The 21655-nt window shown below is 54.5% G+C and carries 23 protein-coding genes; 18 read left to right on the forward strand and 5 right to left on the reverse strand.

Going from position 1 to position 21655, the window contains the following annotated elements:
- Positions 1-218 precede the first annotated feature (218 nt).
- The 6 genes from BCV73_RS33550 to tyrS all read left to right on the forward strand — a co-directional run bounded on the left by BCV73_RS33550 (position 219) and on the right by tyrS (position 5355).
- The gene (locus tag BCV73_RS33550; protein ID WP_089549958.1) at positions 219-791 is read left to right on the forward strand and encodes a sulfurtransferase TusA family protein; all 573 of its coding nucleotides are present in this window, start codon (positions 219-221) and stop codon (positions 789-791) included.
- Between the two features lie 46 nt (positions 792-837).
- Entirely contained in the window at positions 838-1233 is a 396-nt protein-coding gene (locus BCV73_RS33555; RefSeq protein WP_089549959.1) for a DsrE/DsrF/DrsH-like family protein, read from the forward strand.
- Between the two features lie 18 nt (positions 1234-1251).
- Positions 1252-2406: an MBL fold metallo-hydrolase gene (locus BCV73_RS33560; protein ID WP_089549960.1), complete on the forward strand. Its 1155-nt coding sequence runs from the start codon at positions 1252-1254 to the stop codon at positions 2404-2406.
- Positions 2407-2477: 71 nt separating this feature from the next.
- Positions 2478-3269, forward strand: a complete 792-nt coding sequence (locus BCV73_RS33565) for a sulfite exporter TauE/SafE family protein (protein ID WP_089549961.1) — start codon at positions 2478-2480, stop codon at positions 3267-3269.
- Between the two features lie 119 nt (positions 3270-3388).
- Positions 3389-3658, forward strand: a complete 270-nt coding sequence (locus BCV73_RS33570; protein ID WP_076174880.1) for a metal-sensitive transcriptional regulator — start codon at positions 3389-3391, stop codon at positions 3656-3658.
- 437 nt (positions 3659-4095) lie between these two features.
- Positions 4096-5355 carry a tyrosine--tRNA ligase gene (gene tyrS, locus BCV73_RS33575; RefSeq protein WP_089549962.1) on the forward strand — a complete coding sequence of 420 codons (1260 nt, stop codon included), beginning with the start codon at positions 4096-4098 and terminating at the stop codon, positions 5353-5355.
- A gap of 162 nt (positions 5356-5517) precedes the next feature.
- Here the strand turns inward: tyrS and BCV73_RS33580 are convergent, their stop codons facing one another.
- Positions 5518-6036 (reverse strand): DUF3231 family protein, encoded by a 519-nt coding sequence (locus BCV73_RS33580; protein ID WP_076174875.1) that lies wholly within the window; start codon positions 6034-6036, stop codon positions 5518-5520.
- Positions 6037-6371: 335 nt separating this feature from the next.
- Here BCV73_RS33580 and BCV73_RS33585 point away from each other — a divergent pair, with 335 nt between their 5' ends.
- The 5 genes from BCV73_RS33585 to BCV73_RS33605 all read left to right on the forward strand — a co-directional run bounded on the left by BCV73_RS33585 (position 6372) and on the right by BCV73_RS33605 (position 11553).
- The gene (locus tag BCV73_RS33585) at positions 6372-7202 is read left to right on the forward strand and encodes an alpha/beta hydrolase (RefSeq protein WP_089549963.1); all 831 of its coding nucleotides are present in this window, start codon (positions 6372-6374) and stop codon (positions 7200-7202) included.
- 215 nt (positions 7203-7417) lie between these two features.
- Positions 7418-8908: a YheC/YheD family protein gene (locus BCV73_RS33590; protein ID WP_218828217.1), complete on the forward strand. Its 1491-nt coding sequence runs from the start codon at positions 7418-7420 to the stop codon at positions 8906-8908.
- Between the two features lie 101 nt (positions 8909-9009).
- Positions 9010-9426: a VOC family protein gene (locus BCV73_RS33595; protein WP_089549965.1), complete on the forward strand. Its 417-nt coding sequence runs from the start codon at positions 9010-9012 to the stop codon at positions 9424-9426.
- Positions 9427-9833: 407 nt separating this feature from the next.
- Complete coding sequence (locus BCV73_RS33600) at positions 9834-10745, forward strand: prenyltransferase (protein ID WP_089549966.1); 912 nt, start codon at positions 9834-9836, stop codon at positions 10743-10745.
- A gap of 46 nt (positions 10746-10791) precedes the next feature.
- The gene (locus BCV73_RS33605; RefSeq protein ID WP_089549967.1) at positions 10792-11553 is read left to right on the forward strand and encodes a DUF6081 family protein; all 762 of its coding nucleotides are present in this window, start codon (positions 10792-10794) and stop codon (positions 11551-11553) included.
- Positions 11554-11733: 180 nt separating this feature from the next.
- Here the strand turns inward: BCV73_RS33605 and BCV73_RS33610 are convergent, their stop codons facing one another.
- From BCV73_RS33610 to BCV73_RS33620, 3 genes are read right to left on the reverse strand one after another with little or no spacing between them, the layout of a single operon-like run.
- Positions 11734-12648 (reverse strand): glycine betaine ABC transporter substrate-binding protein, encoded by a 915-nt coding sequence (locus tag BCV73_RS33610; RefSeq protein ID WP_089549968.1) that lies wholly within the window; start codon positions 12646-12648, stop codon positions 11734-11736.
- 1 nt (position 12649) lies between these two features.
- On the reverse strand, positions 12650-13483 hold the full coding sequence (locus tag BCV73_RS33615; RefSeq protein ID WP_076174858.1) for an ABC transporter permease: 834 nt from the start codon (positions 13481-13483) through the stop codon (positions 12650-12652).
- Positions 13461-14678, reverse strand: coding sequence for a quaternary amine ABC transporter ATP-binding protein (locus BCV73_RS33620; RefSeq protein ID WP_089549969.1), 1218 nt, complete (start codon positions 14676-14678; stop codon positions 13461-13463). Before BCV73_RS33620 ends, BCV73_RS33615 begins: the two co-directional genes overlap by 23 nt.
- Before the next feature lie 365 nt (positions 14679-15043).
- On the opposite strand from BCV73_RS33620, the gene BCV73_RS33625 reads away from it, so the two are divergent.
- Together BCV73_RS33625 and BCV73_RS33630 are read left to right on the forward strand one after the other, a co-directional pair.
- On the forward strand, positions 15044-15613 hold the full coding sequence (locus BCV73_RS33625; protein WP_089549970.1) for a GbsR/MarR family transcriptional regulator: 570 nt from the start codon (positions 15044-15046) through the stop codon (positions 15611-15613).
- A 156-nt stretch (positions 15614-15769) separates the two neighbouring features.
- Positions 15770-17065, forward strand: a complete 1296-nt coding sequence (locus tag BCV73_RS33630; RefSeq protein ID WP_089549971.1) for an aspartate aminotransferase type Ic — start codon at positions 15770-15772, stop codon at positions 17063-17065.
- A 28-nt stretch (positions 17066-17093) separates the two neighbouring features.
- Here the strand turns inward: BCV73_RS33630 and BCV73_RS35535 are convergent, their stop codons facing one another.
- Complete coding sequence (locus BCV73_RS35535) at positions 17094-17285, reverse strand: hypothetical protein (protein WP_218828218.1); 192 nt, start codon at positions 17283-17285, stop codon at positions 17094-17096.
- Between the two features lie 88 nt (positions 17286-17373).
- On the opposite strand from BCV73_RS35535, the gene BCV73_RS33640 reads away from it, so the two are divergent.
- The 5 genes from BCV73_RS33640 to BCV73_RS33660 all read left to right on the forward strand — a co-directional run bounded on the left by BCV73_RS33640 (position 17374) and on the right by BCV73_RS33660 (position 21580).
- Positions 17374-17982 carry a YkoP family protein gene (locus BCV73_RS33640; protein ID WP_089549972.1) on the forward strand — a complete coding sequence of 203 codons (609 nt, stop codon included), beginning with the start codon at positions 17374-17376 and terminating at the stop codon, positions 17980-17982.
- 134 nt (positions 17983-18116) lie between these two features.
- Complete coding sequence (locus BCV73_RS33645) at positions 18117-19223, forward strand: outer membrane lipoprotein-sorting protein (RefSeq protein ID WP_076174843.1); 1107 nt, start codon at positions 18117-18119, stop codon at positions 19221-19223.
- Between the two features lie 306 nt (positions 19224-19529).
- Positions 19530-20714, forward strand: coding sequence for an alanine racemase (gene alr, locus BCV73_RS33650; protein ID WP_089549973.1), 1185 nt, complete (start codon positions 19530-19532; stop codon positions 20712-20714).
- A gap of 230 nt (positions 20715-20944) precedes the next feature.
- A complete protein-coding gene (locus BCV73_RS33655) occupies positions 20945-21226 on the forward strand; it encodes a CopG family ribbon-helix-helix protein (RefSeq protein ID WP_036648438.1) in 282 nt (93 codons plus the stop codon).
- A gap of 3 nt (positions 21227-21229) precedes the next feature.
- A complete protein-coding gene (locus BCV73_RS33660; RefSeq protein WP_076174838.1) occupies positions 21230-21580 on the forward strand; it encodes a type II toxin-antitoxin system PemK/MazF family toxin in 351 nt (116 codons plus the stop codon).
- Positions 21581-21655: the final 75 nt, after the last annotated feature.

Below are 21655 nucleotides of genomic sequence, written 5' to 3' on the forward strand. Positions count from 1 at the left end.
GGCGATTCATAAGCTGCTGTCTAAGGACAACAATGAAAAGATAAACAAGCTTCCAGCAGGCGCGTCCTGCAGGAGGCTTGTTTTAATATTCCATGATTTGGCGGTTTGACAATTCGCTGCTTCCATCCTAGAATTATACCCATAGGGGTATACGTATAATACCTCGATCAATGAGCACCACACATCCGGATCTTACTTTATAAGGGAGGTTTACAAGCATGGCGGATATATCGGTAAATGTCACTTTGGACTGCAAAGGTTTGTCCTGCCCGATGCCTATCGTCCGAACCAAAAAAGCAATGGACCAGCTTGAAGCGGGGCAGGTCATCGAGGTGTTGGCCACGGACCGGGGGTCTTTGGCGGACATGCATGGCTGGGCCAAAAATACGGGCCACCAGTACCTGGGGACGCTCGAAGACGGGGATGTGCTGAAGCATTACCTGCGCAAATCCCGGCCGGAAGAGTTGAAGGAAGCGGCGAATTACCCGCACACCGCTACCAATGAAGAGCTTCAAAGCAAGCTCGCAGCGAGTGAGGACTTAGTCATTCTCGACGTGCGGGAGCCGGCTGAATACGCGTTCGGCCACATACCCGGGGCGGTATCCATTCCGCTGGGAGACCTGGAGGCGCGCCTTTCGGAGTTGGATCCTGAAGACAGCATTCATGTGGTATGCCGCACAGGATCGCGCAGCGATCTGGCATGTCATCTTCTCGCCGAACATGGATTTCAGCATGTAAGCAACGTCGTGCCCGGCATGTCCGCATGGACGGGACCGATTGAAAATCAATAGAACCAAAACCAAAAACCAAATTCAATATTTTACGGAGGTATGATCCATGAGTACAAAAGTAGCGATTATCGCCAGCAACGGCGGACTGTTCGATGCCTATAAAGTGTTTAACATTGCCACGGCGGCTGCAGCCACCGAGGCGGAGGTAGCCATCTTCTTTACTTTCGAAGGCTTGAATCTGATTCACAAGCAGGCCCACCAACAGCTGCCGCTGCCGGCCGGGCGCGAGCATTTCGCCGAAGGATTCCAGAAGGCTAACGTTCCGGGCATTCCGGAACTGGTCGCGATGGCGCAGGAGCTTGGCGTCCGGATGATCGGCTGCCAAATGACGATGGACGTCATGAATTTGACGAAGGATGATTTTATCGACGGGATTGAAGTCGGGGGAGCGGTGACCTTTCTCGACTTTGCCAAGGATGCCAACGTCACCTTATCTTTCTGACAAGGAGGAATCTTTGATATGACAGCTTCAGTGAATACGAATCCGGGCGTCATGACGGCCAAGGAGCTGACACGGCGGATTTTGGCCAAGGAAGAACTGTTGATTTTGGACGTGCGCAATGAGAGTGACTTTAACGACTGGAAGATCGAAGGGGAGCGGGTAGAAATCGTCAACATCCCGTACTTCGATCTGCTGGACGGTGTTGATGAAGCCCTTGCCCGGCTGCCTGAAGGCAAAGAGGTTCTCGTCGTGTGCGCCAAGGAGGGATCCTCCCAATTCGTCGCTGAACAGCTGGCTGAAGCGGGCAGAACCGGCGTGTCCTACCTGGAAGGCGGCATGAAATCCTGGAGCGAGCATTTGGAACCAGTCCAGATCGCCGAATTGAACGGCGGGGGTGCGCTGTATCAGTTCGTGCGGACCGGAAAAGGCTGCCTGTCTTATATGGTGGTCTCCGGCGGCGAAGCTGCCGTTATCGATACGCCGCGCATGACGGGCATTCTGGAAAGCTTTGCAGGCGAACAGGGTGCGGTGATCAAGCATACGCTGGATACGCATCTGCATGCCGACCACATTTCCGGCGGAAAAGCGTTAGCGGAACGCACCGGAGCGGCCTACTGGCTCCCGCCGAAAGATGCGGAGGAAGTTACCTTCTCCTATGAGCGTCTGGAGGAAGGCCGGGAAATTAACGTAGGAAGCACCACTATCGCAATCGAGCCGGTGTATTCCCCGGGGCACACGATTGGAAGCACGTCGCTGATTATCGATGGGAAGTATCTGCTGACCGGCGATATTTTATTCGTCGAATCCATCGGCCGACCAGACCTAGCGGGCCAGGCGGAGGATTGGGTGGACGACCTGCGGAGCACGCTGTATAGCCGGTACAAAGGGCTGTCCGAGGACTTGATCGTCCTGCCGGCGCATTTCGGCAAAATCTCCGAGCTTGGAGAAGACGGGAAGGTCATGGCCCGGCTGGCGGACCTGTTCCGTCACAATCCGGGGCTGAACATACAGGACGAGGAATCGTTCCGGCGCACCGTTACGGAAAATCTCCCGCCGCAGCCTCATGCATACCAGGAGATCCGGCAGGCAAACATGGGCAAAATCCATCCGACCGAGGAGGAGCAGCGTGAGATGGAGATCGGGCCGAACCGCTGTGCGGTTCATGACAAGTAACCAGCGTATGAAATGCGCTACAGCCTGTTTTCACTAAGGATGCTTAGGGAGGAGAAAGGAGGGAGGACGCCATGGCGGATATGATGCTCTACGCTGTCATGCTGCTGCTGGGTCTCGTCGGATCGTTCTTCTCCGGACTGCTCGGCATCGGCGGGGCGATCATCAATTTTCCCTTGCTGCTGTATGTTCCGCCTATGCTGGGATTGCCGTCGTTCTCCGCGCACGAGGTTTCCGCGATCAGCATGTTCCAGGTTTTCTTCTCTTCACTGGCCGGCGTGCTGGCATACCGGTCGAAGCCTGATCCGAAAGGAGGGGCGGTGCACAAAGGCCTCGTCATGTATATGGGGGGAGGCATTCTGGCCGGCAGCCTGATCGGCGGATTGGCCTCCGGAACGATGGATGGGACGGTTATCAACGTGATTTACGGCATTTTGGCGGTACTTGCCGTCGTCCTCATGCTCATTCCGAACCGGGGAACGGAGAGCCGGTCTGAACCGCTGACGTTTAACAAAACCGTAGCCGTCATTGCGGCTTTTCTGGTCGGTGCTGTTTCCGGCATCGTGGGTGCGGGCGGATCGTTTATTCTGATTCCGATCATGCTGACGGTGCTGCGCATTCCAACCCGGACGACGATCGCTTCCTCGCTGGCCATCGTGCTGATTTCGGCGGTCGGCGGGGTCATCGGCAAAATCGCTGGCGGGGGCATTCCGCTCGGACCGACCGTCTTTACCGTCCTTGGCAGCCTGATCGGGGCTCCGCTCGGATCGAGAATCAGCTCCAGGATGAACGTGACATTTTTACGGTATGCGCTGGTAGTGTTAATCGCCTTCACAGCTGTGAAAATATGGGCGTCCCTGCTGTGAGAAAGATCGGGTGGAATAAATTTCAGTGCGGCAGCGGGATCCGTACCCGTGTAGTTTTGTTTTTTTTGCTCTATAATATACCCATACCGGTATATCGTTAGAAAAGGTGGGATCCTGACATGGATTACAATTACACGGATGAAATGAAAACACGTCTGCGCCGCATCGAAGGGCAGATCCGGGGCGTTCTGCGCCTCATGGATGAAGGAAAATCATGCAAGGAGGTCGTCTCCCAATTGTCCGCTGTGCGCAACGCCTCGGATAAAGCGATCGCCCAGATCGTTGCAGAGAATCTGCAGCAGTGCATTTTGGCGGAGCAGGCGGCCGGGAATATGGACACCGGAAAAATGGTGAAGGAAGCCGTGGAGCTGCTGGTGAAAAGCCGGTAAACCCTGGCATTTGACAACCCCGGAGGAAATCAATATACTTTGCTTATCCATTTGAATATTCGGAATATACGCGGAAAGAGCGAAGTAGCGGGAAGTCCCTGTTCTCAGAAAGCCGGGGGTCGATGCGACCCGGCAGCACACGGTCCTGACGAATTACACTCTGGAGTATCTTGGGTAATGCCAAGCGGAATGGCCAACGTTATTTGCGCCGTCGAGTGGTGCAGCATGCCTTGAATGAGGCGGCCCTGCGCAATGTGGGTGGTAACACGGTTATTACAATCGTCCCTTAGGTCTGTTTCAGGCCGGGGGGCGATTTTTTGCGTTTTCCGGCTTCATGAGGAATTCTTGCATCCGGGAGAAACAAGCCCGCCTCGATCCATGTATAACCGATTTTTAGCCCCATATATCATGAACAAGCAAAGGAGCTGGACAAGGAAATGAACATTATTGACGAACTGGAATGGCGCGAGGCCATTAACCAACAGACGGACGCGAAGGGACTCCGCCAATTGACGGAGGAGAAATCGATCTCCCTGTACTGCGGCGTCGACCCGACCGGGGACAGCATGCACATCGGGCACCTGATCCCGTTCATGATGCTGAAACGGTTCCAGCTGGCCGGACACCGGCCGGTCATTCTGATCGGCGGCGCCACCGGAACCATCGGTGATCCGAGCGGACGCCAGTCCGAACGCACGCTGCAGACGATGGAACAGGTGCAGGCGAACGTGGACGCCCTGACCGCCCAAATGAAGAAGCTGTTCCTGACCGAAGGCGACAACCAGCTGCGCATGGTGAATAACTACGACTGGACGCATCAGCTGAACGTCATTGATTTTCTCCGCGATTACGGGAAAAATTTCAGCATTAACACGATGCTGGCCAAGGATATCGTCGCCAACCGGCTCGAAACCGGTATTTCGTACACGGAATTTTCCTACCAAATTCTGCAGTCGATGGACTTCCTGCACCTGTACCGGGAAGAGGACGTCCAGCTGCAGATCGGCGGCTCCGACCAATGGGGCAACATTACGAGCGGCCTGGATCTGATCCGGAAAAAGGAAGGCCCGGAAGCGAAAGCATTCGGCCTGACCATTCCGCTCATGCTGAAAGCGGACGGTACGAAATTCGGTAAAACCGCCGGCGGCGCGATTTGGCTCGATCCGAAGAAAACGACGCCGTACGAGTTCTACCAGTTCTGGGCGAACACCGACGACCGCGACGTCGTCAAGTACCTGAAGTACTTCACCTTCCTGGACAAAGAAGCGATCGACGCTTTGGCGGAAAAGGTGCAGACCGAGCCGCACAAACGCGAAGCACAGATTACGCTGGCCGAGGAAATGACCCGGTTCGTCCATGGCGAAGAAATGCTGGCCCAAGCTAAAAAGATCACCGCTGCGCTCTTCAGCGGCGACATCAAGTCGCTCACCGCGGACGAAATCGAGCAGGGCTTCAAGGAAATGCCAACGTTTGAAGCTTCGAAGGAGTCCAAGAACATCATCGACTGGCTCGTCGAGATCGGCATCGAGCCGTCCAAGCGCCAAGCGCGCGAGGATCTGAATTCGGGAGCCATCTCCATGAACGGTGAGCGCGTCACCGACACAGAACTTGAAGTAAGCGCCGACCATGCCATCGAAGGCCGGTTCATCATCATCCGCAAAGGCAAGAAAAAATACCATCTCGTGAAGCTGTCCTAGTCTCCGGACGCTTTTGTCGGAGTCAGAACTGTATTAGAACGTCAAACGGGATCTATCACAAAAAAGGCTTTCCTGCCGTCCATGGGGACGAAGGGAAAGCCTTTTTGCCGTACATTCCGAACTACGTGAACGGGAGTCGCCGTAAGCGGCAGAGGGGCTGGGTTATGCTTTTTCCTCAACCGGACGCTCAACGTGAAGCGGTGGAGGAACGAGCCAGCCCTTTTCCTTGTTCATGCGCAAAATCCGCACGCCGAGGGCGGTCTTAGTCGTATGGTATTTGGCGAATAATGCGCCGATATCCTCGCGGATGGACATGCCCATAATCGCGCTGCAGGCAGCCAGTCCCGCAGCGGTGTCGGCTGCCAGCTTGGCGCCGATTTCCTGGTCCATAAAGCGGGCCCCTGGCGGTATGTCTTCCAGATTGACGGCCGGTCTGTCGGCCATAATCGGCGCCGGGACGACGCCGTTGTCGGTCAGCAGCTTGTCGCATTCCTTGATTTCGGTCTTGGCTTGGTCGATCAGGTCCTCAAGAATTTGTTTGAGGTCTTTGTCTCCGGCATGGTTCAGATATACCTGATAGCAGGAAACGAGTCCTTTGGCCATCATGGAAACTTCCCATAAATTGAAGACTTCGCCATAATGCATCGGCTGGTGTTTCGGATTTCCGTCGAGAATACCCATCGATTTCATTCTCTCCTTAGTTTTAGGTAGGGCAGTACCGTTACATTATGAGCAATTCCCTTCGGTTTCATGTACGCAGCCGAAGCTTGCAGCTCCGCTATAGATTGCATATCACGAGTTGCCGGACCGCGTTCCGATGACCGACTGGCACGATACCGAACCGACCGGCAGATGAGTTTTCAGCACGGAGCGTCGTTGGCAGATTGTATATCAAGCAGCTGAAGGATCAGGGGGGTTCGCGCTAACTTTTCGGCCAAATTGAGTGTAAGCCCTTTAATTATGTGTGCTCCCATTGTAAAATGGTGGACAAAACCATATGACAAGGGGACGATCGTATGAGCACAGCAGCAAGCAGACTGCCTGACAGCAAGCAGCGCATACCACTATGGGAGGATGTTCCGCTGGGACAAAGCGGGCCGGAGAACGAGGGCTGCCCCAGCATTACGCCTTACCTGCTTGAAGGAGAGGGCCCTTTCCCGATGATGGTGGTATGCCCGGGAGGCGGATATGTCATGCGCGCAGACCATGAAGGCGAACCGATCGCCTTGTGGCTGAACAGCATTGGGGTGTCGGCGGTGGTCCTGAACTACCGCGTGTCGCCGAACCGCCACCCGGTTCCGCTGGGAGACGCCCAGCGGGCGATCCGCACCGTGCGAAGCCTCGCGGGGGATTGGAACATCCATCCGGCGCGGGTAGGCATTTTGGGCTTTTCCGCCGGTGGGCACTTGGCGTCCACCGCTGGTACCCATTTTGATGCAGGCCAGGCGGATGCGGAAGATCCGGTCGAGCGCGAGAGCAGCCGTCCCGACCTGCAGGTGCTGTGTTATCCGGTCATCAGCTTCGGGCCATATACCCACGAAGGCAGCAAGTATTCGCTGCTCGGGGAAGAGCCGGACGCGGAACTGGTCCAGTATTTGTCCAATGAGACGCGGGTCACGCCGGATACGCCGCCGGCCTTTATTTGGCATACGGCTGATGACGGGGCCGTTCCTGCGGAGAACAGCCTGCTCTTCGCCCTTGCTTTAAGCCGCGAGAAGATTCCTTATGCGCTGCACGTGTTCGAGGCCGGACGCCACGGACTTGGGCTCGCGGAGGAAGAAGAGGCCGTCAAGGCATGGCCGGACCTGTGCGCGACCTGGCTGAGAGAACGGCAATTCATACAATAATGCTATCACCTGAAAGAAAGGGACGACGCTTATGGAGCGGACGTCCCTTCTTGCCGTTAAGGAGGGGATAAGCACTTCCATCCCCTCCAAGGCATACGCTGGTTACGAACGAGTTGAATTGAAAACCCCCAGGAGGATGATACAGAAGTGATGACCCGTACTTTTGGCATCGGAAACTCAGGCAGGGGATGGGTATGAACACCACGCTCGGCCTAATGTCTGCCAAGACGGCCGGAAGGTCCCATTTTCTTCCTTACGTTGAGGCAGCGAATGAGGCAGGTTTCAAACGGTTGATTCTTTTTGCGCCTGAAGATGTGAACCTGGCCCGGCGAAAAATTACCGGTTACACTTATCAAAAGCATAAATGGGTGCGTACGGTACAGGGATTTCCGGATCTCATTTATGATATAGGCCATTACAGGACGATCCGCGGTTACCAGCAAGCGGAAGAAATCAAATCCTTCAGCCGGCTGCCCTTTCTTGGGGACTGGCTTGGCAATAAGTGGGTTGTCTATCAGGGACTGAAGGCGTCTCCGGAAATCGCGGAGCATTTGGTGGAGACGGAGCTGCTGATTCGGGCGGCCGACGGGATTTCCATGCTGGAGCAGCACAAAGCACTCATGCTGAAACCGGTCAGCGGAGAATCGGGTACCGGGATCAAACGGATCAGTCTTCGCAAGGACATGCTGATTATTGAGGAAGACGGGGGCGTATGCCGCGGCATCAAGGTGGAATCGGCAGGGAGATATTTAGATCAGCTGGCCGCCAAAGGTTATATGATGCAGCCGGCGCTCGATTTGCGCGTGAACAGCCGAAGCCCCTGGGACTGTCGTGCGCTGATTCAGAAAGATGGGCTGGGCAGCTGGAGCTTTACCGGGCTCGTCGTCCATGTAGGACAGACAAGCCGTCTGACGACGCATCCGGAGCACGGCGGGCAAACGTTGGAGGGGCATCCCTTTTTAGCCAAAAGATTTGGGGAGGAGGAAGCGAAGAGGCTGTACGAACAGATAAGGGACCTGTCACGGCGGGTAGCGGAGCAGCTGGAGCTATACTACAACCGGAGCTTTGCCGAATTGGGCGTCGACTTGGCCATAGGCGAAGATCGGTCCCTCTATATTCTGGAAGTGAACCATAAGCCGGGCAAGCCGTTCATGCGAACGGGGCGTGACCTCGAACTCTATTTGAAAAGCATCCGGGTGCCGTTCCAATACGCAGCTTATCTGGCTCATACGCAAGCTGCGGTTATTCCGGCGGCACCTCCATGGTCGCGGGATACGTCCGGATGCTCCAGAGCGGAGCTCATCGAACAGATCATCCAAGACGGCATGGCATTCTACCGGACTCCATACCGGTTCGGAGCGGTGCCCTGGTCCATCGACGCGTTCGATTGCAGCTCGTTCATGCAATTTATTTTTGCCAGAAACGGTCTGCTGCTGCCGCGTACGTCCAGACAACAAAGCCTTCTGGGATATGACGTGGCCAGAAAGAACCTGCAGCGGGGCGATCTGCTGTTCTTTTCCGTCCACTCCCGGACGCATAAAAAAGGGCTGGAACGAATCGGCCATGTCGGCATTTATCTTGGCGGCGGCCGGTTCCTTCATTCCTGCAAAGCGGGCGGCGTCGTGGTCACGGAGCTTTCGGATCCGTATTGGAATCGGCTGTATATTAAGGGCCGCCGGGTGATTGAAGAGGATGGCTGCTCGTAGGCGGTGTTAGAGCATCATTTTTCGGCATGTCCTTATCAATCGCAGAGGCGTGGGATATAATGGATTGTGCATGTCCCATATGATAAAGGAGGACTACCCAAATGAGTGTAAAGATATCGCCTTACATTGTAATGAATGGCAATTGTGCCGAGGCCGTTGCGTTTTATGAAAAAGTGCTGCAGGCCAAAAACCTGGGATTGTCCCGCTTCAGCGATATGCCGGATCCGGATCATCCGCTGCCGGATGAAGCCAAAGATCGCGTACTGCACGCCGCACTTGAATTTGACGGCAACACGCTGCTCTTCTCCGATACGTTTCCGGGAAATCCTTATCAGCTTGGGGATCAGTTGAGCATCGCCATTACATCAAATGACAGCGAGCGTCTCCAATCGGTCTTCGCCGGATTGTCGGATGGGGGACAGGTGCTGATGGAACTGCAGAAGACGTTCTGGAGCCCGGCCTTCGGCATGGTCCGGGACAAGTTCGGCATTACGTGGCAAGTCAGCACAGAGCAATAGGAATTAGGTCAGGCAGGTCGGTACGGACTGCGGATCCAGGCTGGCGCTACTAAGACAATCTACCAGTTGATTCTCGTCAATCAGAAACAAGCCACGGCACAACCGGAACGCTCCCTTCTTCATTCGAAGGGCAGCGGGAAAGAGGGCGAGCCGTGGCTTTTTTGGCTTGGTCTGAAACCTGACATCGCGTGGAATCTTCCTGATTTATACATTCCGATGACAACATCCGCGAAAGTGTGATATCCTTGTGAAGGATGATACAAACCTGCTTTCCTGTATGTCGTTAACGATATCCATCATGGGAAAGTTTGTGAAAAATATCATTTGTTTGGCAATACGGCGTTTTCGCCCGAAAATTATACGAACCCATTTTTCATGGGCACATTATAAGGAAGGGAGCATGGTGCATGCTCAAACAGTTCATGAAAGCCTCACGCTTCGGAGTTGTACCGGTCATGCTGATTCCGGTCGCGCTGGGAGCGTTGGGGGCTTTTGTATGGAACGGCGTTTTTAACGTCTGGCTGTTTCTGATTACGCTCGTCGGTGCGGCGTCGGCCCACCTGTTCTCCAACATGGTGAACGACCTGTGGGATTACAAGAGCGGGACCGATACGGCTGCCAAAGAGGCCGTGGATGCGGTCTCCACGAACTCGGGCTTTTTGACGGGCGGCGTATGGAGCTTTCGCAAGTTTGCGGCGGTCACTTGGGCGCTGTTTGGCGTTGCCGCGGCTTGCGGAATTATATTGGCCGTATTCTCAGGGCTGTGGGCTTTCATTTTCGGCGCACTCGGCGGCTTGATCGCATACTTCTATGTGGCGCCGCCACTGAAGTTCGGATACCGGGGCAAAGGCTACTCGGAAGTCGCAATCCTGCTCTCGTTCGGCGTTCTCCCGGTCATGGGGGCCTATTATGTGCAAACCTCGCATTTGGATCTGCGGGCGCTGCTCCTGTCCCTGCCGATCGGCCTGTTAACTACGCTGATTCTGTTCAACCATCACTTTTTACACTGGCAGGCGGACCGCCAGGCCGGCAAACGCACGCTGGTCGTCGTGTGGGGCGAGCAAAGAGCGCTTGGCTTCTCCCGGTTCCTGCTGTTTCTGTCCGCGCTGATGCTCGTGGTCAGCGTCATTGCCGGGGCGCTTCCGGTGTACGGACTGCTGGCCCTGCCGGGCATGATTCCGCTGTACCAGGTGTACGGCAAGCTGAAGTCTCATAATAACAGCCATGCCTATATTCCGCTGATGGGAGCTTCGGTGAAATCGACCCAGCGGAGCGGGATCATTATGATTATATGTTTGCTGATACAAGGTTTGATCTGACCTTACGGCCATATTGAGTTAAGCGAGAAAGGAAGTTCGATGCTATATGGTACAACAACGCGTTTTTGGGGATTTTCATACGATTCTGTCGGAGGGCGAGGTTTGGAAAATCGGCGGCTTTCCGCTGCCGGACGGTACGTTCTGGGAATACCGGGAGCCTGATGCAGTAGTCATTGTCCGCAACGGCATTCTGTACGTCCGTGCTCCATTGAGCCGGCAAAACGACCAAATTCAAATTTTGGACAACGCGAAGCATATGTATTATTCAGTGGAAACAGTCAAAGTACCGGAGCACGGAGTGGTCGACTTCGAACTGCAGATCCGCGCCCGCTCGGCCAATACCGTGCCGAACGATCTGTACGACGGTTACGTATCGCTTAACCTGCTGGATTTCACGACCGGAGCGGCGCTGGATTTCTTTGCCGGCAACGACAAATATGCCAGCGTGTACGCTGTTCTTCCTTTCCCGGGGGTAGAGGTTCCGCCATCGGACAAGACCCGGTACTTCTGCATCTTTAAAGAAGACACCAACTTTAAGCCACGTGAATTCAACACCTACAAAATTACGTATGACCGCGGAAATGACGAAGCAGTGTTCTATTTGAACGGCACGGAAATCCGCCGGGAGAAGAACATCCCGATCAAGTTCAACGAGTTTACGATCGCGCTCGGCATCATGACTGAGAAGGACATCTCGCCGGAAGGCAGCGTGTCCGTTCATGGGCAGGTTGTGACGGCCGAGTATTCGCCGGTGACCGTGACGATCGACGATCGTTCGGAGAATAAGCGGGCTGTTGAAGAAGAGTAAACGTCAAAGTGAAGAGGCGCGCAACAGAGCCATTCTATAGAATGGCTGCACCGGTTCGGTGTCTGGATGACGGACCCGATTCCTCTTCCAGCAAAAAAAGGGCTGGGTCCCCAGGTAGAACAATCTACCGGGGCCCAGCCCTTTTTCCTTTTCATATGAACCTATAGAGAATGAATTGAATTATTTCTTCAGGTCTTCGATGGACTTAACGTCAACGTAGGACGGCACGACCAGGCCGGTTTTGACGCCGGTCATATTAGCGCCCAGATCATCGATCTGATCCTTGAATTTGGCGAGGTAATCGGCGTGGGTCAGCGGCAGCCAGGCTGCGGCCGATGCGTCCACGTCCCCGTTGGCGACGCCGGTCCACATCGGTCCTGCCTCAACCTGCAGGGCGGTTACCTTGTAGCCCAGTTTCTCCTGAAGGATGTACTGCAGCAGGTTGGTGCTGGCGATTTCCGAATCCCAGGCAACATAGCTCAGCTTCAGCGGGTTGCCGTTAACAGGCTTCAGGTCCTTGATCCATTCATTGACCCGGTCGGCGTGGCTGTCAGCCCATGCCTTGGCGGCCTCTTCCGGCTTCTTGCCATCCTGGATCGCCGTCATGATCTCGCCCATTTCATCGGAGGACCATTCAAACCGGTCCAGGAATGCGTAAGCGGTCGGCTCATCCTGCTCCAGACCTTTGCGGGCAATCGTATGGATTTCCTCGGCTTCGCCGTATACTTTCTTCGGATCATCCAGATACTTCAGGTCATATTTGGAGAACATCCAGTGTGGTGTCCATCCGGTAATGACGATCGGCTTTTTGGCCTTAATGTCTTTGGCCAGCGTCGCCGTCATCGCCGCGCCGGAGCCTTCAATCAGTTTCCAGTCGGACAGGCCGTATTCTTCGATGGCTTTGTTGGTCGCCTTCATGATTCCGGCACCGGGGTCGATACCGATAATTTCGTAGTTGACCTGTTTACCGAAGGAATCAGCGCTGCCTTCTCCGCTTGCCGACCCGCCAGAGCCGTTTTGGCCGCAGGCGGACAGCATCAGTGCGCCGGCCAGACCGAGGCTGGCCAGGATCGTCCATTTTTTCTGTTTTTTCATGTTATGCACCCCTTTTTTTGGATTTAAATAGGTTTTGCGTAAAGCGGTCGAGCACGATGGCGAGAATAACCACCGCAAGACCGGCTTCGAAGCCTTTCCCGATTTGGAGCTGGGTTACCGCGCGGTATACCTCGGCTCCGATGCCCTGGGCGCCGATCATCGAAGCGATGACGACCATGGACAGCGACAGCATGATGGTCTGGTTGATGCCGGCCATCAGCGTCGGCATGGCCAACGGCAGCTGCACCTTGAAGAGCTTCTGCGGTCCGGTGGACCCGAAGGCATCGGCTGCTTCCGTGAGCTCGCCCGATACCTGCTGAATGCCGAGCAGGGTCAGGCGGATCGTCGGCGGAATCGCGAAGATAACCGAAGCGATGACCCCCGGCACGACGCCCAGGCTGAAGAAGGTAACGGCCGGCAGCAGATAGACGAAGGCCGGCATCGTCTGCATGAAATCGAGTATCGGCGTAATGATACGGGAAGCTCCTCTGCTGTAAGCACACCAGATGCCGATCGGAACGCCTAAGACGACCGAGATCAGGGCGGAGGTAATGACGAGACTGAGAGTGTCCATCGTCTGCGGCCAGTACCCCAGGTTATAGATCAGCAGAAATCCGATCACCGAGAACAGCGTCAGGGATATCCGCCCGACCAGGAAGGCAAGAATACCGAGTATGACGATAAACAGGAACGGATGCGGCAGCATGAACAGCCAGGTAAATCCGTTAACGATGCCTTCGATGACGCTCGAAATGAAGTCAAACAGGACCGTCAGATGGTCTCCCATCCAGCCGACCAACGCTTCAATCCACTCATCCAGCGGTATTTTCGGCATTTGGTCTCACCTCCTTCGAACTGTTCTCCCCGGCGAGCGCCCCAAGCAGGGCACCCCGTACGATCACGCCAGCAAGACGGTCGTTGTCGTCGACAACGGCCAGCGGCACCTTGGACATGCTGGTGATTTCAAACAGCTCGTTGATCAGGACGTCCGGATGCACTCTTGGACCATCCGTGATCAGAATGTCCGCGAGCGTTTTACCGCTGCGCATCGCTTCCGAGGCATCCTCCGCCGTGATGACGCCGAGCAGCCGCTTGCCGCGGTCGATGACGAACAGGTTGGAGATGCCGCGCTCGCGCATCAGCTCGAGCGCCACACGCGGCCCCCGGTCCGGCATAATCGTCTCCGGACGGCGCATGACATGGGCGGCGGTCAGCACCTTGGACAGGTCGACGTCCTCGACGAACCGCTCCACATAGGCGTTGGCCGGCTGCGTCAGAATTTCTTCCGGCGTGCCCACCTGCACGACGGCGCCATCCTTCATGAGCGCAATCCGGTCGCCGATCCGCAGCGCTTCGTCCAGATCGTGCGTGATGAAGATAATTGTTTTCTTCATCGTCTCTTGCAGTTCGAGCAGCTCATCCTGCATGTCACGGCGGATCAGCGGATCAAGCGCGCTGAAGGCTTCGTCCATCAGCAGAATTTCCGGGTCATTCGCCAGCGCCCGCGCCAGACCGACGCGCTGCTGCATGCCGCCGCTCAGCTCGTCGGGAGATTTGTTTTCCCAGCCCTTGAGGCCGACCAGCTCGAGCGACTTCATCGCTTTCTCCGTGCGCTCCGGCTTTTTGACCTTTTGAATCTCAAGCCCGTATTCCACGTTTTCCAGTACGGTCCGGTGCGGAAACAGCGCGAACTTCTGAAAGACCATACTGATCGTCTGGCGCCGTACCTTACGGAGCTGCTCCTTATTCATTTTTCTTAAATCCTGCCCGTGAACGAGGATTCCCCCCGCCGTAGGCTCAATCAGCCGGTTCAGCATCCGGACGAGGGTGGATTTGCCGCTGCCGGACAGCCCCATAATGACGAAAATTTCGCCAGCTTCAATACTGAGGTTGACCCGGTTCACCCCGACGGTCACGGATTTTTCCTTCGCCAGCTTCTCCTTGTTCCAGCCTTGTTCGAGCAGCCCGACGCTCTGCTCCGCCTGGGCTCCGAACAATTTGCTGACTTGTTTAAGCTGCAAAATAGACAACTGTGATACCCCCTTATTGCTTCTCTATCGTTGATAAGTGCGAACACGATGCTGCGTAAATAACCAACGGGTAACAGTGTAACAATTAATATATATAGTATCAAACGTTTTAACCGTACGTAAAGAACGTACAGAAAAAACTGTACGAAATTTACTGCCGAATGCTCCCATATCCGCCGTTTTCCTGACGGATCGGTTTCTTTACAATTAAAATACGTTTACATACAATAGACGATGAAGGTTTGGTCTTCTCCATACTTTTTCACTTACAAACACGGGCAACACAAGCGGATTCCGGACCTTGTTCAGGCTTATGGGCCGGGGATTCTGCGGAGAATGGTTGAACAAATAAGGAGGTTGCAAGCATGAGCTTGGACCAATTCGAAGATGAACGCGACGCAGCAATCCACAAGGTACGCAAGCGCGTCATTGAAACGATCGGAAGAAACATGGACTTATATGGAATCTCCCAGTCCACCGGACATTTATACGGGCTGCTTTTTTTTGCAGACAAGCCGATGACCCTGGATGAAATGGGACGGGAAATGAAAATGAGCAAGACCAGCATGAGCACGGGCGTCCGGACCCTGCTGGACTTGAAGATGGTCAATAAAGTATGGGAGAAGGGCTCCCGCAAGGACTTATATGAAGTGGAATACGACTGGTATCAGACATTTACCGACTTTTTCGATATCAAGTGGAGAAAATCGGTAGAGAGCAATATCCAGATTCTGAGCAAGTCCATCGACGAGATGGGCAGGCTGCTGGCGGCGTACGAGCATGATCCCGAGTTCACCGAGCTGCTGCGCAAGGATATCGCCAAGCTGCATGAGGCGGTTGCCTATTACGGCTGGCTGGACCGGCTCATCGATACGTTTGAGAGCGGAGAGATCTTCAAGCTGGTCCCGAAGGAGCCTCCAACCCCACACAGCTAAACATAAAAAGCACCGGAACCGGGCTGCGTTACAGCAGTCCGGTTTTTTTGGATTTTCATGACGCCAGGTGTGGTGATTTTTGTAGTTGACATCTGCCTGCTTTCGGTCATATGGTGTAATTTAGTAAAAGTTAGACGAAGAGCTGAGCGAGGAGAGATGAAGATGGTTACGGGTTATGCCGGATGGCAGGAAGATGAGTTAAGGCAGGAGCAAGCCCGGCTGCAAGCTGAATACGAGGCATACCGGAGTCTTAATTTGAAGCTGGATATGTCCCGGGGCAAGCCGTGCCCGGAGCAGCTGCAGCTTTCGAACGAAATGCTGGACATTCTGCCGTCCGGGGAAGAACTTCGGGCGGAGGATGGGACGGACTGCCGCAATTACGGCGGCCTTGACGGGCTCCCGGAGGCGAAGCGTTTTTTTGCCGAGATGCTTGGGGTTCAGTCTTCCGAAGTGATTGTTCAAGGCAACTCCAGCCTAAACTTGATGTATGATGCGCTGGCACGGGCGATGCTGTTCGGGGTGCTTGGCAGTGAGCAGCCGTGGAGCAGGCTCCCGTCCGTCCAATTCCTGTGTCCAAGCCCTGGGTATGACCGCCATTTTGCGATCTGTGAGCAGCTGAATATCGAAATGATCACCGTAGATATGACGCCGGAAGGGCCGGATATGGACGCAGTTGAGAGGCTTGTCGCCGAAGATGACTCCATCAAGGGGATTTGGTGTGTGCCGAAGTACAGCAACCCCGGCGGTATCACCTATTCCGACGAAACGGTGGAACGGCTGGCCCGGATGAAGACGAAGGCGGGCGATTTCCGCATTTTCTGGGATGACGCTTATACGGTTCATCATCTGACTTCAAGGCATGACGAGCTGAAAAATATGCTGGAAGCCTGCTCGAACGCCGGCCATCCTGACCGTGTATTCATCTTTGCATCCACTTCCAAGGTGACTTTTCCGGGTTCCGGCGTAGCGGCCTTGGCGGCGAGCAGGGACAACCTCAGCCATTTGAAAAAACAGCTGTCCGTGCAGACGATCGGCCCGGATAAAGTGAACCAGCTGCGGCACATCCGCTTTCTGAAGGATATGGAGCACCTGGGCCGCCACATGGAAAAGCATGCCGCGATCATCAAGCCGAAATTCGACTTGGTACTGAGCAAGCTGGAATCCGGGCTCGGCTCTAAAGATATCGCTTCATGGAGTAAGCCCAGCGGCGGTTATTTTATCAGCCTGGATACGATGGACGGCTGCGCACGGGAAGTCGTGCAGCGTGCAGCCGAGGCCGGGGTGACACTAACGCCTGCCGGAGCCACTTATCCGTACGGGCGCGATCCGCGGGACCGCAATATCCGTATTGCGCCAACCTATCCATCGCTCGAAGAGCTTGCGCAGGCCATCGATATTTTGTGCGTATGCGTGCAGCTGGTATCGATCGACCGCATTTTGGCGGATCAATAGAGCAGCAGCATTTTTTAAGACAGGCAGGTCAGGAGGGATGGGTCGGAAGCGGTACCGCAGGGGCGGTATCCCGGCCCAGCCTCCGGCCTGCTGTTTCTTTTTGCCGAATGACTGGAACATAAGCGGCCTTCCCCCGATAACGGAATCCGGGCATGTTGCCAGGCGGCACCGCGGAAACGTCTTGTTCCACGAGGAACGTTTCGTGGTCAGTGCCAATCATGCAAATATCTTTTTTTGGATGATTTGCATGGATTCCCTCATTTGAACCGTCAAACTGAATAGAACGAACTTAATAGAGAAGAGATGTGATGATATTGATCAAAACGACGGCTTTGAAGACGGGAGTCCAGACGGCATGGATGAAATGGGAGGGCTTGATCGACCGGATCACGCGGCTGCGGAGCAAGCGGGTGCTGAGTTACGGAATTTGCAAGCTGGTGGTTCGGCCTTTTCACGGGCAAAGCATCCGCAGTGACAGCGGGCAGTGGCTTCATGCCGGCGACTGGATCGGGGAGCTTCATTTGGATAACGGGCAGGTGCTGGAGCTGTCGCGGAGCCTTGGGCCGGACAGGGCGGCGCTGAAAACCGCCAGGCTCCTGAAGCAATCGCTCAGACAGATCCGTGAAGCGATGGACCAGGTTCCCGAACTGGCCGAGGTCAAAGCGCTGACCGGAATTACGCTGCTTCACCGGGGGCTGACCCACGGGCTGGGCTTCGAACAGCACCAGCTGAAGGCCGGGTGGTTCCGGCTGCTGACGACGATCTATTTAAGGTTTCTGCTGCGAATGCTTCATCCCGCCGGGCAAAAACGCGTGAAGCACAGCGCTCCCAAGCTGGTTCCGCAGATGCTGCTCATGACAAGGCAAGCGTTCATGGAGCGGTACCGCCGCGAGTCACCTTTATATAACGTCGTATAACAACGAACTATTAACATTAAATTCAGCAACACGGATTCGGTATCAGGCTTGTCATGCTAGTCTGCATAATGTGACCAAGTCCCTCATAGACATGTATCAATCAGTTCAAACCAAGTGCTAAGGGGGATGATGTCATGCGCCGGATTTCATGGATGCTCGCCATGATCTTGTGCGTTACGGTTGTGTTGGCAGGCTGTGGTGGCAAAAAGGATGCCGCTTCCGTTGTCAAAGACTTGAACAACGTGGTCGATACACTGCAAAGCAAGGATGGCTCTTACAAAGGAACGGGAAAAATGACGCTGTATACCGGGGAAAAGCCGCAGGAATACCAGGTGGAGGTGTGGTACCAGAATCCAAACTACTACCGCATCAGCCTGACGAACGCCCAGAAGGACGTTACGCAAATCGTTCTCCGCAACGACGACGGGGTATTCGTGCTGACGCCAAGCCTGAACAAAAGCTTCCGGTTTAAAAGCGACTGGCCGGACAACCAGGGGCAAGTCTATTTATACCAAACGCTCGTCCGGGGCATCTTAAGCGATAACACCCGGCAGTTTGCCGCAGACAAGGACAGCTATGTCTTCGATGTTGCGGCCAACTATCACAGCCAGTCTCTCGTCCGCCAGAAAATTTGGCTCAGCAAGGACAATTACGCGCCAAAACAAGTACAAGTCTCCGACTCTGACGCCCATGTCGTCGTTGAGGTCAAGTTCGATCAGTTCCAGTTCGATGCGAAATTCGACAAGGACTCTTTTGACATGAAGCGCAACATGACCGTGCAAAGCGATCCGTCTGTCGGAACGGTGGCCGAAGTCGACGAGAACGGCAATCCGGTCGCATCCCAGGACCAGCCGCAGGGCGATAACGGGGAAGCGGCGCAGGAAGTCACCAAGGAACTTGGCGACTTTGGCATGATTATTCCGGATTACCTGCCTGAAGGCGTTACGCTCAAGGACAGCAACAAGTTGGACAACAGTGACAACCATGCGCTGCTGCTTCGGTATGACGGTACATACCAGTTCACGATCATGGAATCCCGTCCGCAGGACCGTGCCGTGTCCCTGATGTCGGGTGAAGTGGTGGACCTTGGATTTACGGCGGGCCTCCTGGCTGGCGATGAGCAGCAGACGCTGACCTGGATGAATGGGGACGGCGTGGAATTCCGGATTACAAGCGCAAACCTGCCGGTGGACGAAATGATACAGATTGCAGCGTCTTTACAGGAACAATCGGGTAAATAATACGCAGACAGGCGGACCCTTCGGGCCGGCGGGGCATGATTCCACCGGCGCAACGAAGGGGCTTTCGCCTATCCATCTTCGAAAACCGCTGTGGTACGGTAAACCAGCCGGATTCAGCCGGGGCGTGGTTCATTGACAGTCACCTTCCTGAACATTACGATTACATAGGATAAACGAAAGGTAAATAACAACTGATTTTCGATCCGATCTATCTATGTCCATAGACTGATCGAACGAAAATGACAACTCTCCTTTCAATGACTGTATGTAATGAGTGTGTTAATTCTTAGAGAAGGTGACGAATGAATGCAGCAACAATATAGAGCAACTAGAGCGGAAATCAATCTGGACCATCTTCAAGCGAACGTTACGGCATTTCGCCGGGCTCTGCCCGAAGGCATGAAATTTCTGGCCTGCGTCAAGGCGGATGCGTACGGTCATGGTGCCGTGCAGGTGGCGCGGGAGCTTGCGAGCATCGGGGTGGACTATTTAAGCGTCGCTTTCCTGGATGAAGCGATCGAACTGCGGCATGCCGGCTTGACGCTGCCCATCCTGGTGCTTGGCTACACGCCTCCGGAAGGCATAAGAACGGCGTGGGAGAATAACATAACAGTGACGGTGTTCAGCCCGGAGGTACGGGAAGCGATCCGGCAGCTCCCGGCGGACGCCGAGTCCAGACCGCTGAAGGTGCACATTAAGATCGACAGCGGAATGGGCAGACTGGGACTTCTTCCCGGCCCGGACGCCATTTCGTTTATCGAGTCGCTCTATGCCCTTTCGCAGGCTGAGGTTGAAGGCTTGTTTACCCATTTTTCCAAAGCGGACGAAGAAGATAAAAGCTATACACTGGAGCAGTACCGGCGTTTCGAGAGCGTGGTGGCCTCGCTCGGGGAGAAAGGATTCAGCCCTCCTCTTATACATACGGGCAACAGCGCCACAGCGATTGATACCCCTCAGCTATCCTACAATATGGTCCGCGTCGGCATCAGCCTGTACGGATTGTATCCATCGGATGAGGTGAATCATCAGACTGTCGCACTTTCCCCGGTATTGACGCTGAAGACAGAGCTTGTATATGTCAAAACCCTTCCGCCGCATTGGGGCGTCAGCTACGGCGCCAAATATGTGACGGATCAAGATGAAGTCATTGGAACGCTGCCGATCGGCTATGCCGACGGGTACTCGCGGATGCTGAGCGGTAAAGCGGAAGTCCTGATCCGCGGCCGCCGCGTTCCCGTTGTCGGAACGATCTGTATGGACCAGTGTATGGTAACACTTCAATCTTTTGTCGAAGAGGCAGAAGAAATTCATGCGGGCGAGGAGGTTGTGCTCATCGGTCAGCAGTCTGGCCAGTGTATTACGGCAGATGAGCTGGCTTCTCAGCTGGGTACCATCCACTATGAGGTCATCTGTATGATTTCCCACCGGGTACCTCGTGTTTACACGAAGCACGGGGCGCTGTACAACCGGGTCAACCCACTGCTCACCTAATGCGAAGAAAGGCGGAATTTCAGCCTTTTTGCTGGAAATGAAGGAATACGGCACAAGCATCCCGAATAAAGGTAATGACGGAATGACTGTACGTAAATGCCGAGTCTAGTTTATAATGTATGCAGCATACCTGGTATATCTTCGGCATATATATTCCTTTGTATAAATTTCCTTGATTCAAGTTATACTGGGCACAAGGGTGAGAAGGTATTGTGGGGGTGGAACAGAAGGTGGCTAATATGCAGAATACCAAACGAATTATGATCAGCTTGCCGGATCATCTTTTGCAGGAAGTGGATGGCATCGTTGCGATGGAGAATTCGAACCGCAGTGAACTCATCAGGCAAGCCATGAAACTGTATTTAACGGAGCGGAAGAAACGTTATATACGGGAGTCAATGCAGCGCGGCTATATGGAAATGGCCAAGATCAATTTGACGATGGCATCGGAGGCCTTTCACGCGGAAGAAGATGCAGACAGCACTCTAGGCCGCTTAGTGAGCGGGGTGTAGACATTGATCGTAAAACGCGGCGACGTTTTTTTTGCGGATCTTTCACCCGTAGTCGGTTCTGAGCAAGGTGGAGTCAGGCCCGTTCTGATTATTCAGAACGATATCGGCAACCGTTTTAGTCCTACGGTCATCGTGGCGGCCATTACCGCCCAGATTCAAAAGGCAAAGCTGCCGACCCATGTGGAAATCGATGCGGTTTCGCATGGTTTTGACAGGGATTCGGTCATTTTGCTGGAGCAAATCCGAACCATTGATAAGCAGAGGCTGACGGACAAAATTACCCACCTGGATGAAGAAACGATGAAAAAGGTGGATGATTCGCTGCAAATCAGTCTCAGCCTGATCGATTTTTAAGCGTTGAACCATAAGGTTGATGATATGGTTGTGAAGGATAAGGCGTACCCGGAAGGGGCGCCTTTTTCTTGTTTT

Origin of the sequence: Paenibacillus sp. SSG-1, from assembly GCF_002224835.1 — a bacterium.
Taxonomy (GTDB): Bacteria; Bacillota; Bacilli; order Paenibacillales; family Paenibacillaceae; genus Paenibacillus_AQ; species Paenibacillus_AQ favisporus.